This window comes from Rossellomorea sp. NPDC077527 (assembly GCF_044542955.1).
Classification (GTDB): Bacteria; Bacillota; Bacilli; order Bacillales; family Bacillaceae_B; genus Rossellomorea; species Rossellomorea aquimaris_E.
On record NZ_JBITVL010000006.1, the window covers coordinates 112,030 to 130,455 of the forward strand.

Here is an 18,426-nt window from a genome sequence, read left to right on the forward strand (position 1 = left end):
TGGAAAAAGAAAAAAGCCCCGAAGATGCGAGGCTTAGTGTGCTAGGTAAGGATTAAGTTCACTCTCAATCGTAGCTTTCCATGCAGAAAACGCCGGTGACAGGTTTTCCTGAACGAGACTTTGTTTGACTACATTGTTGTCTAACTGTCCGTCCAGTTTCCATGCCTGGTCAGTTACCGTATCAAATGCGTTTAAAGCTTTCTGAATGCCTTCCCTATCAAAATCAAAAATCTCTTTCAATAATGAATTGCTTTCTGAAATCTGCCCAATAGCCATGAAGACATCTGAAAGGACCCGATCCCCTTCTGTTTTGCTTAAATTCGTGAAGCTTGCTTCCACATACTTCAGTGCTTCTTCGATTGTGTCGAGCATCCCGATGTATTGGCTGACCAATTCGTACTGTTTTTCGTCTAGTTTCATTGTTGACAAAGAATCACCTATTTCTTTTTATCGTAAAACATTCCATCATATTGCAGGGATTCGTATGGGTTTGAGTACTTTTGGACGGACGTTTTTTTCTTGGTTAAGCCGTTCATGTCACGCTTAATCTGGAGACGCAATTGAGCCAGCTGCCGATCGATTTGCCCATTCCAGGCGATCATCTGCTTGCCAAGCTCCTGCTCATCCTGAGTATATGGAGGCTTGATGGTACCAAGTACGCTCTGTCTTTTTTCTAAAAGAGCTTCCACTTCTTCAATCGTAGATTCTCTGTTTTCATCATTCACCTGTTCCAACGCTTGTTTCAATTGCTTCGTGATGGTATAGCAAAGAAGAACTGAGCTCATTACGCCTGTCCACCTTGACCGGCATGCTGCTTCTGGCGGTTCAGTTGAATGACTTCTTTCCATGTATCACGGAAGTCTGTGATGAGACCTTCTACTTCTTCTAAAATCGCCACGTCATTCTTAATATTGGCTTCTGTTAAGCGGCGGTTGATGTAGTCGTAAAGGGCCATGAGATTTTGCGAGACTTCAAGATCCGTATTCAACGTCACCATCAGTTCATTCACGATGGCTTGGGTCTTTTGGATATTTGTATTCTTCAATTCAATATTCTTCTCTTCAATGGCTTTTTTCGCGATATGAATAAATTTCAGGCTTCCGTTATAGAGCATAAGGGTGAGTTCACCTGGTGATGCGGTGTTGACCGAGTTGTTCTGGTATGCTGCATACGGGTTGTTGATAGCCATATTGACACTCCTTTAGTTATGATTAGCCGCCAAATTGGTTCATGAGGAACATGGATTGTTGGTTGGAACGCTGGATGGCTTTTTCCATGGCGGTGAATTGACGCCAGTAGCGGTCCTCAACTTGAGTTAACCGGTCTTCGAAACGGTCCATTTGGCTTTCCATATTGTTTAATAAACGACCTAGTGTAAACGTATTGTTGGTACTAGAAGCTTTACCAGCCTTTTTCTCGATACTGTCCATGGTGGTTTTTAACGTTTCACGTAAACGACGGGCAATACCCTGTTCATTTGACGTCGCACCATCTTTAGCAAAAATCTCGTAAATTGCATTCGGGTCTTTGGAAATCGCTTCTTTTAGCTTGCTTTCATCAATAATCAGCTTTCCACGATCAAGGTAGTTACTTGATGTCTTGATTCCGATTTGGGCTAATTGGTCAAGACCTGATGTTCCTCCAGAGATGGGCGTATACATGTCCGTTCTCATTTTGTTGAGACCAGATGTCAGAACGGAATCGTTTCTCAGAGTACCACTGCGTGACTTTTCTTCCCATAGTTCAATTTCCTTTTCTTCCATTGACTCTTTTTGTTCTGCCGTCAAAGGTTGGAAATCACGGTATTTCTTTTCGTTCACTTCCCCGTTTACTTTTTCAATGAGTTTGTTGTATTCGTCGACGAATTTGACGATTTTTTCTAGGATTTTGTCGGTGTCGGGTGATGAAGAAAAAGTCGTACTTCCAATATTTTTTAAGTTATATTCTACACCATTTATGGTGAATCTATTAGAGCTTCTGGAGGTCGTTAATCCGTTAAAAGTGAATTCAGCATTCTTCCCGTTTACCCCTGCTGATGAATTATCTGTTCCCAAATTTAATTCATCCGTAAAAAAGCCACCGGTGAGGACAATCTCATGCCCTCCTGTATCACCGGTATTTTTAGCCATCATAGATACCTTTTTTTGTGTTGAGTCATAAAACATCGAAACATTCGACTCTTTGTTAATTTTTTCTATTAAGCTATTTAAAGTATGTTCCGATGGATCAAATGTAATTGACGTTGGTGTGGCTTGAAGCTTCCCATCACTGCCTATTGCTTGAATGGTAATCGTTTGTGTTCCTGTAACATATTTACTAAGCTTTTCAGTCGGGTCAGTAATATTAGGTAAACTAGCTGAACTACTCATTGTTGCAGCTTGAGCTAGCTGTGTAACATTTAACGTTCCAGAGAAATCTGTTGTTGCACTTAAACTCTTTATATCTACAACAGACGCATTAGACTGATTAACGGTCTTCTGCGTATAAGTCCCCTGCTTCATCACTCCGTCAAAAATAAGATTACTAAAATCAAACATCATCTTATTCATATCCCGGTAATCATCACGCTGCCACTCAAGGTATTGCTTTTTTTGACCTAACTTATCTAAAGGAATGCGTTCCGCCTTCATTAAATCTTTAATGATTTGATCCGTGTCCATACCACTGGCAAGGCCACCAATGCGCATATCAGCCATATGTATCTCCTTCCGTTAAATCTTCTTATCGATCAGCAAACCAACAAATTCCGTCATCGCGGCATGCATATCAAGCATTTTCTTTGCTGGTATTTCCTTCACTATCTCCTGCGTACGATCATCCACAATCGTCACATAGTATTCTTTCAATTTATCATGAAATTCAAATTTGAGGTGTGTATTAGAAGTGGCCATAAACTCATTCATCCCATGAACGACATCTTCTATTTTTTCTTTGGTGACAGGTTCCTTGGTTGGTGTTTTTTCATGGTGTCGTTCCTGCGCTTGAATTTGTTGCACTTCTTCACTTGTTTGGTTCTCTAATCTAGTAAATGATTGTATTCCTTGTACTGCGCCTGTCACTCTATCAATCATCTTTTGATCCTCCTGAAGGTTATATGGGTTATATCGGAATTTGGTGGGGAAAGTTTAGGGAGAATAGGCTTTATTTTGTTTCCATGAGGGTACACTTAAAATAAATACAGAACATAAGTTCACATCGGAAAGGAGTTGTATTGGATGGAGAAGTTCCTATGTCTATCTTCTATACATAGGAATTTACTTGTTGGGAGCATATTAAGTGACGGTGAAATCAAATAAATATATCCTAATTCACGTCGGAAAAATGATAGATATCCTGAGCCAAGAGAAGCAAAAGTTTTTAGAACTATACCCAAATTATCAAGTTATAGTTTCTTCTTCAAGAAGAAATAAGAAATACTCTGATAAAGAGATAAGTGAGATGATAGCCCTAAAGAAAAGTGGTCTGAAAGATATGGAAATTTCGAATACCTTATCCAGAAGCTATTGGTCGTTAGTGTATAAATTGCGCGAATTACGGAGGAATGGGATATTGTAATCATTAGTGAAAAGAAGAAAAAGAGACTCTAGAAATCCTAGAGTCTCTCGTAAAAAGTTTAAAATTAACGAAGAAGTTGTAAAACTCCTTGTGGTTGTTGGTTCGCTTGCTTTGCGACTATGTCTTTCAATCATAGAATAGACTATATCTTCACCCTTTTACGAAAGGGGCTGGGCACTTCGAACAGGTATACTGCCCTACGAGATTCATAATCATAGCTTTCGCTTTAGACCGTTTTCTCTAGTCGTTGAACCTTCTCCAGAGTTTCCTCACAGGAGCTTGGCTGCTGATTATCCATTGTTAAATCTCTATCATTTTCAAACCGTTCCGTTTACCGTTTCCAGTTTCGTTGTGGTTGATAGAGCTTTAGGAAGTTCCAGCAATTCACCCAGTTATAATCCAGCTCGTTACCAAACTGGACGCCCTCTAATCAATTATCTCAAAAGTTGTAGTACTCCTTGAGGCATTTGATTGGATTGAGCCAACATTGCTTGTGCTGCTTGAGAAAGAATAGAATTCTTAGTTTGAGTCATCATTTCTTTCGCCATGTCAACGTCACGTACACGAGACTCAGCAGCAGTTAGGTTTTCAGAAGAAGTGTTTAAGTTATTAATTGTATGCTCTAGACGATTTTGGTATGCACCTAATTTAGAACGTTCTGCAGAAACGGTTTTAATTGCATTGTCAATGACTTCAATAGCCGCAGTTGCTTTAGTAGTTGAAGTAATATCTAAAGCATATTCAGAACTCCCACTATTATCTGTTGTAGCTACTGTTGTAAAGGTTGCTGTAGCACCATTAACAGTTGTCGATCCAGCGGATGATGTGGAAGAAACACCCAACGCATTTGAACGCATATCAGTAATTTCTACTTCAAATAACTGATTGTAGTTTGCCCCAATTTGTAATTTTGCTTTACCTCCTGTACCATCAGCACCACTTGTTGTACTAGCGAGGTAGGATGCATCCCCAGCAGTTACAAATACAGAATCTTTACCTGCATTACCAGCGAATGTACCAGTTGATTTAGCAGTAATTGTTAAATCCGATCCAGTTTTAGCAATATCGAATTCATTAATTTTCAAGCTACTGTCGGCAGATGCAAGAAGTGTGAAACCTGCTACAATATCATCAACCGTTCCAGCTCCACCCTGGGTACCAATGGTTATAGTTTTAGTACCGGCAGTTATTCCAGGAGTTGCTCCTGGCGCTGCACCTGAATCACCTGTAATTGTATATTCTTCCCCACCAATTTTCATTTTGAAAGAGCTTGTAGAACCACTCGGAAAAGTTGACCCAACATTTGCTGCAGTTATAGTATACTTTTGTTGAGTAGCTCCACTTCCTCCACCAACCATATCTCCATTTAAAACCTTTTTAGTGTTAAATTCTGTATTATTACCAACACGGCTAATCTCAGAAGTTAACTGATTCATTTCCTTTTGAATTTCACCACGATCATCAGCGGTATTTGTATCATTAGATGCTTGAACAGATAGCTCACGCATACGCTGAAGAATCGAGTGTGTTTCATTTAAAGCTCCCTCTGCTGTTTGTAACAGGCTCACACCATCTTGTGCATTTTTGGAAGCCATATCTAAACCACGGATTTGCCCTCTCATTTTTTCTGAAATTGCAAGTCCTGCAGCGTCATCCCCAGCTTTATTAATACGAAGCCCTGAAGATAACTTCTCCATAGATTTCCCTTGTGCAGTAGAAGCACTGTTTAATTGACGGTAAGTGTTAAGCGCCGCAATATTATGATTAATTCTCATATTGAAATTTCCTCCTTGAAAGTAAGCCCACATCCATGTGAACTATATCCTTTTTAGTTTGCAACAAGTCTCAAAGGTCGGCCGCCCTTTTCCTCATTGCTTACAATACTATTATCGGTAGTTTCTATTTGTCTTTAATAGTTTTAGAAAAATAATTAATCATTTTTTGGCAAAAGATTAATCAGATTGTCGATTCCTTTCGACGCTTCGGTGTTCTCTTCCTTGATAGAAAGGTAGACTTCTTTCCTATGAATATCCACATTCTTTGGTGCGTTGATCCCCAATTTCACTTGATCCCCTTTAACAGAAATGACTGTCAGCTCTATGTCATCTCCAATCTGAATACTTTCTCCTTTTTTCCTAGTAAGTACTAACATTCCCTCATCCCTTCTTTCCAGCAGGTTGAGCAAAAATTAGGTGCTTCGTTAGGTATTGATTATTATTTAAAATGACTTGTTTTCCTCTTTGGTTCGCTAGATTGATAATGATAGGAGCCTGTAGATTTGCTGTCGATTCCTGTAGTGTTTCTCTTACAGTAAGAATAGACAGAACCTGCACTTCTTTTTCTGTAGGATTTTCTAGTAACTCAACACTCGCCTGATCCAGCTCAAAATCATACTCCTTGAAGAATAAAAACGGATCTGTCACCACAAACCCAAGCTGAGGAGTCGTCACGGATTGCAGAATATGAAACCACTCATTCTCCGGAAGTGGCATTAATACAAACTGCTTCTCTTCCCCAAAGCCCGGGATCCCTTGTTCAAATGTCAAAACTTCTTCTGATTTCACATCTATTTCTCCATGATATTTCGTATTGATTTTCATCCGTTTCATTCCTTTATTCTATATTTCTTGTTCATAGTTGATCCCGACGTGTTTTAGGTTTGCAAAATTTATTTGCAGATCTGCGTATCGTTTCAGACTGACATCCACATGTGCTGGAGTATACTGTATATTTGGCTTTTGAGGACGAGAGTGATTCACCACTTTTTGCGGTTCAATATTTACCTTCACACTTCCTGGGTGATAGCTGATTTTGACGCTCCCAGCAGAAGGAATCCATCCTATATTGAATTCATACATCGGATTCTCACTGTTCCTCTTAGCCTGAGTGACAATCGCATCCCCGCCATTCTCAATCATCATCAGTTCATCCCCGTCCTGTGCGACCCGGACAAGTCCTGCCATCCAGTCTTCATACCCTTGCTGGGAATATTCTTCTATCCTCCGGCGCACTGACTTCAAGTCCATATCAGCCCTGGCCTCAGTTTGGTTGATGGTCAGCTTGGAAGGTGTCCGTTCAATCTCCATCTTCGCCTGTTGCTGCTGAATATCCAAGTCTGCCGGCGGCTGTTCGATATCCATACGTCCTGGAGTCGTCCGGATGCTAATGGCTGCTGACGTGGACTGCAATCTTATTTGTGGAACGTTCACATACTCACCTCCATATAAAAAGGGACTGACCCTAAGGTGACAAAACACCTTAAAGGGTCAGTCCCCATGCATTTATCGTAGAAAATCCATTAAGGTCGGTTGAATGATTCTGGCACCAACACCGAGAGCGGCACGATGAACGCTTTCCTGGGTTTTCAAGTCCGTAATAACTCGTTCGATATCAGCATCCTCATTATCTGAAAGGATTCGATTTGCTGTGACTTCCTGCTGAGACAATCGGTCATCTACCATTTCTAGACGATTGTAACGAGCACCAAGTTCAGACCGTTCTGCTGATAATGTGTTCATTACGCCATCCAGATTCTCGAGCTCTGTATCGAGAACAGAATCATCTCCAGATTCCAATGCATTTTGAATATTGTGCACTGTTTCAAACAATTTCTGATTAAAAACATGATTCGGATTGACGTTGGCTTTTAAAGACACACCCTGAGAAACTTCAACCGGATAAGCATCGATGGCACTACTGCCTAAATTATTAGCGACCTGTGGAGCACTTCCGTCTGTGGGATTTCCATCCTTAATCGGAGAATTCCCAACATCCGTCCCATGAAAAATATATCTTCCCGCTACTTTCGTTTCAGCAACACTGACGAGATCATTTTTTATCTGTTCGATTTCCGCGGCAACAGCTTTCCTATCTTCAGGACTTAACGTTCCATTTTTCCCTTGAAGTGTCAATTCCCGAACACGCTGCAACCCCTGATTCGCCTGTTCAATTCCCGCTTCCGAGTTCTCCATCCATAAATAAAGTTCTGATAAATTCCGCTTATACTGCTCAATCCCAGTCAAATTCGAACGATAAAACATCCCCTTCATCGCCACAACCGGGTCATCCGAGGGCTTCGTAATCTTCTTCCCTGTCGCCAACTGATCCTGTAATTGCCCCATCCTTCCATAAGAAGAACTAAGGTTTCTCATTGAATTTGCCGTCAGCATACTTTGAGTAACGCGCATATCATTTCACCTACCTATCTTCCAACGGTACCCATGCCGTTGATGATTTTATCGAGCATTTCGTCCTGAAGTGTGATCATTCTGGCAGAGGCGTTGTAGGCATGCTGGAATTTGATCATGTCGGTCATTTCTTCATCCAGCGAGACTCCACTTACAGACATGCGACGTTCGTCCACCGCTCCTCTTAGTACGCCAGAGTTGCTTGCCAATCTGACAGATTCTTGAGATTCTACGGCCATTTTTCCGATAACGGATTCAAAGTGTCCTTGGAATGAGGCATCTTTATCACCATAAGGAAGTTTAGTCGTTGTAATAATATCGGCCAATGCCAGAACATTGGATGCATCTCCAAGAGTTGGGTTATTTGCACCTGCAGTTGCAATCTTATCCAGATTGCTCAGTTCATCGGCAATTTGAATTCGTTGAGCGAAGCCTTCTTTCTGTACACTATCCAAATCTGCTGAAGCATTCTTTGCATCCTGGAAGAACTTCGGTGTATCCGGAGTATCGTTGTCAGGATCAAAGTTTGGATCATTCATCTGTTCAGGTGTGAACCCCTGCTGATGCTGGGCATTGAACGCTTTGGCGAATTCATACGCCATACTGTCGAGTTCATGCAGCATGCTGATGTATGAGCCTTCTGCTTCCCCGTCTTTATTTTTGAAGCCGTACGTATCAACCAGGGCTCTCAGTTTACCTTCACCTTGTGATAAAAAGTCATTTATATCCAGTGTTTGCTTTCCAATCGTTACCGAATCCACAGTGTTTTGAGGTCCCTGATAGGTAAGTTTGAGTTCATTCGCTCCACTTTTCCCAACCAGGTTCACAGCAAGGTTTCCATCTTTACCGACCAACGTCACGGTAACTGCACCTTCTGCAACAGGAGAAGAAGCTCCTCCATTGGATTGGTAGCTCGTTTGAATGGAAACATGCTTTGAAAGTTCGTCAATTAGACGATCCCGCTCATCATATAAATCATTCGGGAGATAACCATGAGGTTCTACATCTGCTATTTGTTTATTGATATTATCGATTTGTCGAGTCAAGGAATTGATTTGCTTTTCACTGACAGACAGTTCATTTTTCAAATCATTCCGTACACTTGTTAAAGATGAAGACAAATAATTAAACGTTTCAGCAACAGCGATACCACGTTGACGTACAACTGAGCGGGCACCTGAGTTGGACGGGTTAACCGCTAAATCCTGAAGGGACTGCCAGAACATATCCATCGTTTTGGACAATCCAGAATCGGACGGTTCGTTCATGACTTCTTCCATCTTCTTCATGGCTTCCATTTTGGTTTCCCAGTAGCCAAGCTTTTGGTTTTCGCCTCTGTACTGCATATCCAGGAAAGAGTCACGGACACGCTGAATTGATCCGGCGTCTACTCCCGTTCCGATTTGGCCAGGGATTTGAGGGCGGTTCATAGCTGGGGCAGGATAGGGTTCTGTTTGTTCAAAGTTAACTCGTTGACGAGTGTATCCTGGAGTATTCGCATTGGAGATATTGTGGCCGGTCGTATAAAGGGCGCCCTGCTGGGTGTACATGCCTCGCTTTGCCGTTTCAAGGCCCATAAATGTGGATCGCATGGTGTTGCCTCCGTTTCAATTAGTAAGTGCTATGCTTTCGAATCAAAGATCGATCGACTTGCCGGCGATTTTTTTTCGCCGTTCGGACGTGAATAGGTGGACTGATCCGGTTGCGGCTGCATCATGGATAGATTCATATTCACAAATTGAAGAGATTGATAGACAAGCTTTTGATTCAGCTCGTTTCGACCTCTCAATTCTTGAATGATCATGACCAATTTTTGCTGCCAATGGTTGAGGGCTTCCCGTTCTTCAGGAGAGCCATGTTCAATACACTGAGATATTGTAGGAGTCTCGTTATCAGGAACTCCCCTTGATTGGAGATAATAACTGGATTCTCTCTGCCGCTCCGCTTCCACTGTATTGATGGCGGCCAAATGCTTCTGCTCATCCTTCAGGACACGATCAAGCTCAGTCATATCGCCTTTTTTGATCACATCTGTCTTATTCACAGAAAGGTCGAACAAACTTTTGTGCAGCTTATACAGTTTTTCAAGAGTTGTCGTAAGGTTTGTGGCTGACATGTTTGTTCGCTCCCTTTTATTGTCCGTTATAGAAATTCTTTAATCCTTTAGCAATGGCTTTCGGATCGATGGTGTAGTTGCCGCTCTGAACCTGATCTTTTAATGCTTCTACTCTGGCCTGGCGCTCTTTGCCGAGTTTGGAAACCTCCTGCATCTCTTTGGCTGCAGAAGAGATTTCAATTTTGTCGGATGCTGGTTTTCCCGCTTTCCCGACCTGATCCATTTTGTTTAAGTTGCGCTTATAAGGATTGATGTTCTGATTTCCGATATTGTTAATCTTCATCATTTTCCCTCGCTTTCTTCACGTACATGGTTTCTACCTAGTATATCGGATGAGAACGCGTTTTGTTTAGAGTTAGGGACTGGTTAGTTCTTCCTGAATTCATTTACTAAAGACTAGTTCTTATCTCTCATAGTATAATACGTTCTTTGACCGGATTCCCTAGATTTATTCTTCCATTCCTGCTCGGTTTCAAACTGTTTCAGATCATTCACAATTTCCGAAGAGCAATCACTACAGATCCGTCCTGTCACAATGATCTTACCGCATTTATCACACGGATAACCCATATTCGGAAACTGCCTCGTCTGGATTCGGCCTTTTTTCACCCACTTATATAGAAGTTCCTCGTCTACCCCAGTGACTTCGATGACGCGATCCATAGTGGCAGCACGGTTTTCCCGCTTCTTTAAAAATTTATAAACGGTTTCGTACATAGTTTCTTCTTCTTTATAACATTTGTCGCATACATCGCGGAATTTATTTCTCATAAAAATAGCATTGCAGCGTGGACAATTGATGATTTCTGACATAATCGTTTCCTCCCGGTAAAGCTTCTCTTACCCAATATATCGGCAGGATAGAGGATTGCTTTAACCCCTTGCGAGAGTCAGGGAAGAAACTGTGTCAGCACCTGCATCCCTCAATAGATTGGCCGCCTGCCTCAAGGTGGTTCCTGTTGTATAAATATCGTCAAACAATAGAATGATCTTTCCTTTCACATCAGATTCCTCTAATCGAAAACCCTGCTCCTGCAGAAGACGCTCACTTCGCGTTTTCTTAGACTGCTTTTCAGAGTGCCATCGAGTGAGAATATGGGAGGGACGGACCTCTGCTTCTTCAAGTAATGCGGTGGATTGGTTAAAACCCCGTTCATAGAGTCGTTCATCGCTGAGGGGAATAGGGATGATTAAGTCATACTCTGCTTCGGCAAGATATGTTTTGATCGTTTGGGAGAAGGCTTGGGCCAAGGCATAGTCTCCCCGGTATTTGTATCTTGCCAGATAATCTTTAAGAAAATCATTATAATGATAAAAGGAGTGATTATGCTCGAGGATCCCCAACCACTCAGGATCCCTTTCCCATCTATAGCAGTCTAAACAAACATCATCCTTCAGCAGATTCGAAGGCAGATTGGTCATAGACCTGGAGCACCCGCTGCATCTCTCTCCTTCTATATATTCTAACTGCCTCTCACATTCCTGGCATAAAAATTGAGGCTCTCTATGAAATAACCCCCTCCATGACAACACCTCCACCAACTCACCTTCACAATTCAAACAGTTATTTACCATGAACCAGGCCTCTCTTTCCCGCTTCCTTATTCATAGAATCGATATGAAGAAGAGCTTTGATCATCTCCCTGGTACGGCCGTAATGAAAATAAACGATGTCCCCCGTTGGATGATCAGAACTCCTCCCTACCCTGCCGGCAATCTGTACAAGTGCGCTTTCGGTGAATATCTTTTCTTCAGCCCCGAGGACAGCGACATCGATGTTGGGTATGGTCACCCCCCGTTCTAATATTGTTGTCGTTAGTAAAATAGGAATCTCCTTCCTCCTCATTTTCATCACTTTTTCTTTTCGATCGAGGTCTTCAGCATGAACAGACTCAATGAGAGGATTCATTTCTTGAAACAGAGGCAGCGCTTTTTCCATTAAGTCGACTGTTGGAAAAAATATCAACGCTTGCTTGGATTGTTGAAGTTTGAATAAAGTCCATTTCTTTAACGCAGGAGGAATCCGATTTTTGGTCAAAGCTTTTTTCCAAAGACCACACCACATAAACCTGGGAAGAGGAATCGGATGCCGATGGAAACGTGCAGGAATTTGGATAAAGTTTCTCCCCCCTTTGACACATTCCTTCTGTGTTTTCGAATCCGGAGTTGCTGTCAGATAAATGATAGATGAACGGGGTTTACGGGCTTTTTCCACAGCCCATTTCAAGGAGGAATCGAATGAATAAGGGAACGCGTCGACTTCGTCAATGATCATGACATCAAAGGCTTCTTTGTAACGATAAAGTTGGTGGGTAGTAGAGAGTACAAGTTGTCCAAAACGATGCCGCTCCTCTGAGCCTCCATACAAAGTAGTAATCGGCGTATCAGGAAAAACCTCTTTAAGACGAGGAGATAATTCCAGAATGACATCTGTACGGGGTGCGGCAATACAGGCTCGTTTGTTTTGCTGTAGAGCTTCAAATATCCCTTCAAAAAGAACCTCTGTTTTGCCGGCTCCACATACCGCCCAGACGAGAAGATCGTTTTGATTCTGAATGGCGGAAATCATTTGCTGGGATGCTTCTTTTTGTGCATCTGAGAGGATACCGGACCATTCGAACGCAGGCATAGGTGGTTCCGGCGTAGGCCCGTTCCACTCCAAGAGCGGAGTGCACTCAGACACTCTCCCCATCATGATACAATTCCGGCAGTAGGTGCATGACGAATGGCACCTGGCGCAGTGGAAGACAGAAAATAAATGTAACCGGTTATTCCCACAACGGCGGCATTGACCATCAATGACTCCTTTTTTAAATGAAACATAGCCATTCATATAGTGCTCGTGGAGAAATTTGATTGGAAACGGGATTTCATCTAACAATAATGCTCGTCCACTTAAGTAGGATTGTAGATCTGTTGAAAAGCGATAGAAAGGGTTAAGAGGTTGATGAGGCAGTGTAGGAAAGTCTGAGATTCGTTGGAGATTTGCTGGATCTTTTACAAGTGATTCGGGAATTAATACTTTGTCCATTAAAGCAAAACGCAATGACATCACTCCTTATTTGGATAATAATGTATTCTATATAAAAGGAAGAAAATCCTGCTAAGTAAAAAAGGTGCCAGGCACGAATACATGGTTTCGCGCCTGGCACCTTGGGAACACTCAAAAATAAAACCTTACTTACTCATTTTCCTTGCCCATCCCATCCCCATCGAACCCTCACCTAAATGAGTCCCGATGACCGGACCGAAATAGCTCACGTTGAATTCCACATTCGGATACTTCTCTTGAAGCTCCTTCTTCCACTCAATCGCTTCTTCTTCTCGATTGGCATGAATGATGGAAGCCTGATAGGCTTCACCGGACTGAACCGCTTCTTCAAGAATTCCTTCCACCCGCTTCAATGCTTTCTTCTTGGTGCGGATTTTTTCAAACGGAACAATCACTTTGTCCACGAAGTGCAGCAATGGCTTGACCTGCAACAAGCTCCCGATGATCGCCTGAGCTTGTGATAACCGTCCACCGCGCTGCAGGTGGGCAAGATCGTCCACCATGAAGTAAGCCTGAACCGACTCCTTCATTTCATCCAATAATGCGACGATTTCTTCAGCCGTTTTCCCTTCACGTTCAAGCTTCGCACCTTCAATGGCATAGAAGCCCTGGATCATGCAGCTGATTTCCGAGTCATAGGGATACACTTTAATACCCTCGACCATCTCACCTGCTTGGACGGCACCCTGGTATGTCCCGCTGATCCCACTGGATAAATGAATGGAGATAACGGCATCGTAGTCTTTGGAAAGTTTTTCGAAAAGCTCCACGAACTTTCCAACAGGAGGCTGTGATGTGGTCGGTAGCTTCTCCTGGACGCTGACCTCTTCATAAAACTCCTCAGCTGTAATATCAACTTCTTCTTGATACGTTTCTCCTCCGAAAATAACGCTGAGAGGAATCATATGTATGTTGAGTCGATCACGCAATTCTTTCGGGATGTAGGCGGTACTATCCGTTACAATTGCCGTTTTCATATCGAATTACCATCCTTATTATTTATTTTATCGAGATCTTGAATCAGACCTGTCTATACAAAGCTATGTATCCTAACCATTTTATATGAATATGTATTCTTTTGCATTAAATTCATCAGAAAAACTCTTTCCAGGGATCCAGAGGAAGTATAGACCCCTCTTAGCGTCATCATCTTTTAACATATTTCTTCAGTTCATCGGTTATGCTCGCTTTAAGACCGGCGTCTTTTGGAAACTTCACCCCATATTGATAATGGGAAAGACCTTTCTTTTTTTTCCACTGGATGACTCCTACTGCCGTGATTTCAGTAAAGTCTTCATCCAACTTGAATGTCACCTTCAACCTGACTTCCTTTTCCAAATGAATATCCAATAAAGATTGAAGTCTGCAACCTTGAGGACTGAGGTCAATCATCTCCCCTTTGGCTGTCTTGGATTGAATCGTTTGATCTCCTATTCCGACGATGGTAAACGAACAGGGAATGGGTTGGGAGAAAGTAAAGCGATAGGCTTCATCTCTTTTATATTTCATTGCAAATCTCCTCCGATCAGGTTGGTTTGATATCTAGGGAACATCCTCATTACCGATATTATAGCAAATAGTAGGAAATGAAATGATTCTATTTGCAAAAATTAAACAAACGTTTGATTAGTAGTCTCATCCCTTAAAATAAAAGGGTTTCGACATGTTAATCAAACGTTTGTTTAAAGGTCTTACCTTGTCCCAGCAGGTAGAGATGAAATGATTTTCTTGGACTTTCTTGACGACAGGAATACCCCTGCAAAGATAATCAGCAATCCTAAAATGAGATTATGTGTCACCGGCTCCCTCAATAACACGAACCCCCAGATCATCGCAGTACCCGGTATTAAATACGTCACGGTCGACGCAAATTCCGGACTCCCATTGGTCATGATGTAGAAGTAAAGTAACGTGGCGACACCTGATCCAAGACAACCCAGTCCTAAAATGCCCAAAATGACCTCACCTGACGCTAAATCCCCGACAGAGATTGGATTGGTGATCATCATGCCAATAAACCCCACTGCTGCTCCGACTAACAGCTGGAACGTGGAAATCACGACTACACTTGTTCCAGCCAAATGCTTTTTCGTAAACTGGGAAGCAAACGCATAGCTCATCGTCGCGAGTACCATCGTTCCCACTCCTACAAAGTCAGATGAAAAGATTCCGCTCACTTCAAAGTTCATCAGAACGAGTATCCCGATAAACCCGACCCCGATTCCAACCCACTGATATCCTGTCAACACCACGGCAAAGAATAAAAATCCGATCAGCCCCGTCCAGATCGGCGTAGTCGCATTCAGGATGGAAGCGGTATTGCTATTGATTTGAGTCTCACTCAAGGCGATCAGTGTCCAGGGCAGTGCAGCGTTCCCAATCCCCACCACAAAAAGCTTCCATATGGGAAGTGGCTTCTTGCCTTCTTTCTTCCTCTGCATGAAAAAAATCGGGAGAAGTACAAGGGCTCCTGCCAGGCACCTTAAGAATACCGTCCCCCATACTCCTGCAGGTTCCACCAGCCATTTGATAAAAACGAATGACATCCCCCAAATCATGCTTAAACCGATCAACGCAGTATACAATCGGGCCAATTCACTTCCTCCTTCCTCTTTTCAGTATGTATAGTTTAGTAGATGAATAGATGTTATAGCATATTTTTATACGTTCAATCCTATACTACTAAACTACCTAAAGTAAACAAACAAATGTAATCCATTTGCGAAACTTTTACACTTTTCTAACAGTTCATACTTTTATACTATTTTTATTTTACAATTATATGCTAGCATGGAATTGTTTGAGACTAACTATATAAATAGGAGAGATTACGTTGAAAAAAGTATCCAGTAAGAAAAAAGTTATTGCCGGCACCACTTTAGCCTTAGGTCTTTTAATCCCACAAGCAACTCCTTCTATTACATACGCAGAAGTGATGGACAAAGATATTGTAAAGCTTCGCATTCTTGAAACAACTGACATCCACGTGAACCTCGCAAACTATGATTACTATCAGGATACTGTAACAGATAAATACGGCCTTGCCAAAACAGCTACTCTCATTAAGCAAGCCCGCGAAGAATCAGAGAACTCTTTATTGTTTGATAACGGAGATCTTATTCAAGGAAATCCTCTTGGGGATTATGTAGCCAAACAAGATCCTCTGCAAGATGGTGAAATACATCCGGTCTACAAAGCGATGAATCTACTAAACTATGATGCAGGAAATGTCGGAAACCACGAATTCAACTATGGCCTTGATTTCCTTGGTACTTCATTAAAAGGATCTAACTTTCCATATGTTAATGCCAATGTGTATGTAGATGATAAAGATGGAAATCCAGATAATGATGAAAACTACTTCACGCCTTATGAAATCCTTGATCGGACTGTCGTCGATGAAGACGGTGAAAAACACGAAATCAAAGTAGGTGTCATCGGATTCGTCCCTCCTCAAATCATGCAATGGGATAAAGCGAACCTTGAAGGAAAAGTGGTTGCAAAAGACATTATTGAAACAGCCAACAAATTCGTACCACAAATGAAGGAAGAAGGTGCTGACATTATCGTTGCCATTCCTCACTCCGGTATCGGGAACGTGACACAGGAAGGTATGGAAGAGAACGCAACCTATGACCTTTCTAAAGTAGAAGGAATCAATGCGATTTTGTTTGGTCATTCTCACGGTGTTTTCCCTTCTGAGTCATTCGCAGGAATGGACGGCGTAGATGTGAAGAAAGGAACCATCAACGGTGTCCCTTCAGTTATGCCTGGTTCATGGGGAGATCATCTTGGACTGGTTGACCTTGAACTTGAACTTAAAGATGGAAAATGGACTGTGACGAATACGCAAGCTACCACCCGTTCCATCCTGAATGCAGACGGAACTCCTGCTGTAGAAGCTGACCAGGACATCCTTGATGCTATTAAAGAAGAACATGATGCAACCATTGAATGGGTACGCAGTGCAGTCGGGAAAACAACCGCTCCAATCAACAGTTATTTCGCTCTTGTAAGTGATGACCCTTCCGTTCAGATCGTGACGAACGCACAGAAATGGTATGTAGAGAAGTATATCAAAGGGACAGAATATGACGGTATCCCTGTATTGTCTGCCGGCGCACCTTTTAAAGCGGGTACACGTGCAAATCCGGACTATTATACAGACATCCCTGCAGGTGAAATCGCGATTAAAAACGTATCTGACTTATACTTGTATCCGAACACACTTCAAGCTGTGCTTCTTACAGGTGCTGACGTGAAAGAATGGTTGGAAATGTCTGCAGGGCAATTCAATCAAATCGATCCTTCTAAATCCGAGGAGCAAAACCTTGTGAACGGAGATTACCGTTCATACAACTTTGACGTGATTGACGGGGTTTCCTATGAAATCGATGTAACCGAGCCTTCTAAATACGATGCAGAAGGTGTTTTGGTAAATAAAGACTCCAGCCGTATCAAGAATCTTACGTTCAATGGCAAAGCCATCGATCCGAACCAGAAGTTTATCGTTGCGACCAATAACTATCGTGCTAGTGGTAAATTCCCTGGCGTGAAGAACTCAGAAGTCATTGTGAAATCACCAGACGAGAACCGAAACGTGATCATTGATTATATTATGGAGAAAAAGACCATCGATCCTCAAGCGGATGGAAACTGGACATTTGCCCCTGTGAAAGGAAATACGAATGTAGTCTTTGAAACTTCATTGAAGGCTCAGGATTACATCAAAGATTCCAGCACATATAAATTCCTTGGTAAACAGGACAGTGGATTCGGTAAATACTCCATTAAACTGAAACAAAGTGCCGTAAAAAAATTCAATGACGTAGATGAAAAACATTGGGCCAAGGAATATATTTATGACCTTGCCGAGAAAAATATCATCAAAGGAAAAACGGACAGCCTTTTCGCACCACAAAGCGATGTGACCAGGGCCCAGTTCGCTGCTCTTATTGCAAGAACATTGGATTTAAAACCTAGCAGTACAAATCATTTCTCGGATGTATCCGGTTCCCTCACTCCAGAAATCAACTCGATTTATGAAGCTGGGATTACGACAGGTGTATCCAAAGAGAAATTCGCTCCTAACCAGTCTATTACCCGCCAGCAAATGGCAGCTATGCTGATTCGTGCTTATAATTACAAAATCGGTAAAGAATACGATTCTTCCACTACTAAGGAATATACTGACAGCAAAAAAATTGCAGGTATGTTTAAAGAATATGTGGATGCTGCTAATGAATTAGGGTTTATGACAGGTCATGATGACGGCAGCTTCGGACCACTTGAGAAGGCCTCCAGAGCACAAGCAGCCAAGACGATTTACATGTTATTAAATAAGTAAGTATGCCTTGAAACTCCTTCCCCTTTTGGAAGGAGTTTTCTAATTGTTGGATACTAAGTATGATGACATTCGTTCCTTATTTCTCAAAATCCCCTAAACCATTTAACTTTCAAGGGTTTTCGTCATATAATGGTTGGGTAGGCTTAATTAATAAAAGGCAGTTAGATAT

The 18,426-nt window shown here is 42.1% G+C and carries 20 protein-coding genes; 1 reads left to right on the plus strand and 19 read right to left on the minus strand.

The annotated features are described in order from the left end of the window. Positions 1-33 precede the first annotated feature (33 nt). The 19 genes from ACIGG7_RS19575 to ACIGG7_RS19665 form a co-directional block, all read right to left on the minus strand. Positions 34-420: a DUF8042 domain-containing protein gene (locus tag ACIGG7_RS19575; RefSeq protein WP_397550748.1), complete on the minus strand. Its 387-nt coding sequence runs from the start codon at positions 418-420 to the stop codon at positions 34-36. 17 nt (positions 421-437) lie between these two features. Continuing rightward, positions 438-785 carry a flagellar protein FliT gene (gene fliT, locus ACIGG7_RS19580; RefSeq protein WP_397550749.1) on the minus strand — a complete coding sequence of 116 codons (348 nt, stop codon included), beginning with the start codon at positions 783-785 and terminating at the stop codon, positions 438-440. After that, on the minus strand, positions 785-1,189 hold the full coding sequence (fliS, locus tag ACIGG7_RS19585; RefSeq protein WP_397550750.1) for a flagellar export chaperone FliS: 405 nt from the start codon (positions 1,187-1,189) through the stop codon (positions 785-787). Before fliS ends, fliT begins: the two co-directional genes overlap by 1 nt. Before the next feature lie 22 nt (positions 1,190-1,211). Then, a complete protein-coding gene (locus ACIGG7_RS19590) occupies positions 1,212-2,696 on the minus strand; it encodes a flagellar hook-associated protein 2 (protein WP_397550751.1) in 1,485 nt (494 codons plus the stop codon). A 15-nt stretch (positions 2,697-2,711) separates the two neighbouring features. Continuing rightward, positions 2,712-3,071, minus strand: a complete 360-nt coding sequence (flaG, locus tag ACIGG7_RS19595) for a flagellar protein FlaG (protein ID WP_397550752.1) — start codon at positions 3,069-3,071, stop codon at positions 2,712-2,714. A gap of 918 nt (positions 3,072-3,989) precedes the next feature. Continuing rightward, complete coding sequence (locus tag ACIGG7_RS19600; RefSeq protein ID WP_397550753.1) at positions 3,990-5,330, minus strand: flagellin N-terminal helical domain-containing protein; 1,341 nt, start codon at positions 5,328-5,330, stop codon at positions 3,990-3,992. A gap of 155 nt (positions 5,331-5,485) precedes the next feature. Further along, complete coding sequence (csrA, locus tag ACIGG7_RS19605) at positions 5,486-5,707, minus strand: carbon storage regulator CsrA (RefSeq protein WP_397550754.1); 222 nt, start codon at positions 5,705-5,707, stop codon at positions 5,486-5,488. Positions 5,708-5,711: 4 nt separating this feature from the next. Then, the gene (gene fliW / locus ACIGG7_RS19610; RefSeq protein ID WP_397550755.1) at positions 5,712-6,155 is read right to left on the minus strand and encodes a flagellar assembly protein FliW; all 444 of its coding nucleotides are present in this window, start codon (positions 6,153-6,155) and stop codon (positions 5,712-5,714) included. 18 nt (positions 6,156-6,173) lie between these two features. Continuing rightward, on the minus strand, positions 6,174-6,764 hold the full coding sequence (locus tag ACIGG7_RS19615) for a DUF6470 family protein (protein ID WP_397550756.1): 591 nt from the start codon (positions 6,762-6,764) through the stop codon (positions 6,174-6,176). A gap of 72 nt (positions 6,765-6,836) precedes the next feature. After that, positions 6,837-7,742, minus strand: a complete 906-nt coding sequence (gene flgL / locus ACIGG7_RS19620; RefSeq protein WP_397550757.1) for a flagellar hook-associated protein FlgL — start codon at positions 7,740-7,742, stop codon at positions 6,837-6,839. 14 nt (positions 7,743-7,756) lie between these two features. Beyond that, positions 7,757-9,334 carry a flagellar hook-associated protein FlgK gene (gene flgK / locus ACIGG7_RS19625; RefSeq protein WP_397550758.1) on the minus strand — a complete coding sequence of 526 codons (1,578 nt, stop codon included), beginning with the start codon at positions 9,332-9,334 and terminating at the stop codon, positions 7,757-7,759. A gap of 29 nt (positions 9,335-9,363) precedes the next feature. Then, a complete protein-coding gene (locus ACIGG7_RS19630; protein WP_397550759.1) occupies positions 9,364-9,858 on the minus strand; it encodes a flagellar protein FlgN in 495 nt (164 codons plus the stop codon). A gap of 16 nt (positions 9,859-9,874) precedes the next feature. After that, positions 9,875-10,144, minus strand: a complete 270-nt coding sequence (gene flgM / locus ACIGG7_RS19635; RefSeq protein ID WP_397550760.1) for a flagellar biosynthesis anti-sigma factor FlgM — start codon at positions 10,142-10,144, stop codon at positions 9,875-9,877. A gap of 110 nt (positions 10,145-10,254) precedes the next feature. After that, entirely contained in the window at positions 10,255-10,671 is a 417-nt protein-coding gene (locus ACIGG7_RS19640) for a TIGR03826 family flagellar region protein (protein ID WP_397550761.1), read from the minus strand. A gap of 60 nt (positions 10,672-10,731) precedes the next feature. Continuing rightward, positions 10,732-11,280, minus strand: a complete 549-nt coding sequence (locus tag ACIGG7_RS19645; protein ID WP_397550762.1) for a ComF family protein — start codon at positions 11,278-11,280, stop codon at positions 10,732-10,734. Between the two features lie 142 nt (positions 11,281-11,422). Then, the gene (locus ACIGG7_RS19650; protein WP_397550763.1) at positions 11,423-12,910 is read right to left on the minus strand and encodes an ATP-dependent helicase ComFA; all 1,488 of its coding nucleotides are present in this window, start codon (positions 12,908-12,910) and stop codon (positions 11,423-11,425) included. 125 nt (positions 12,911-13,035) lie between these two features. Next, positions 13,036-13,887, minus strand: a complete 852-nt coding sequence (locus ACIGG7_RS19655) for a DegV family protein (protein ID WP_397550764.1) — start codon at positions 13,885-13,887, stop codon at positions 13,036-13,038. A 169-nt stretch (positions 13,888-14,056) separates the two neighbouring features. Then, entirely contained in the window at positions 14,057-14,419 is a 363-nt protein-coding gene (locus tag ACIGG7_RS19660) for a PilZ domain-containing protein (RefSeq protein ID WP_224944953.1), read from the minus strand. A 182-nt stretch (positions 14,420-14,601) separates the two neighbouring features. After that, entirely contained in the window at positions 14,602-15,504 is a 903-nt protein-coding gene (locus ACIGG7_RS19665; protein WP_397550765.1) for a DMT family transporter, read from the minus strand. 239 nt (positions 15,505-15,743) lie between these two features. On the opposite strand from ACIGG7_RS19665, the gene ACIGG7_RS19670 reads away from it, so the two are divergent. Beyond that, positions 15,744-18,257 carry a bifunctional 2',3'-cyclic-nucleotide 2'-phosphodiesterase/3'-nucleotidase gene (locus tag ACIGG7_RS19670; protein ID WP_397550766.1) on the plus strand — a complete coding sequence of 838 codons (2,514 nt, stop codon included), beginning with the start codon at positions 15,744-15,746 and terminating at the stop codon, positions 18,255-18,257. Positions 18,258-18,426 lie beyond the last annotated feature (169 nt).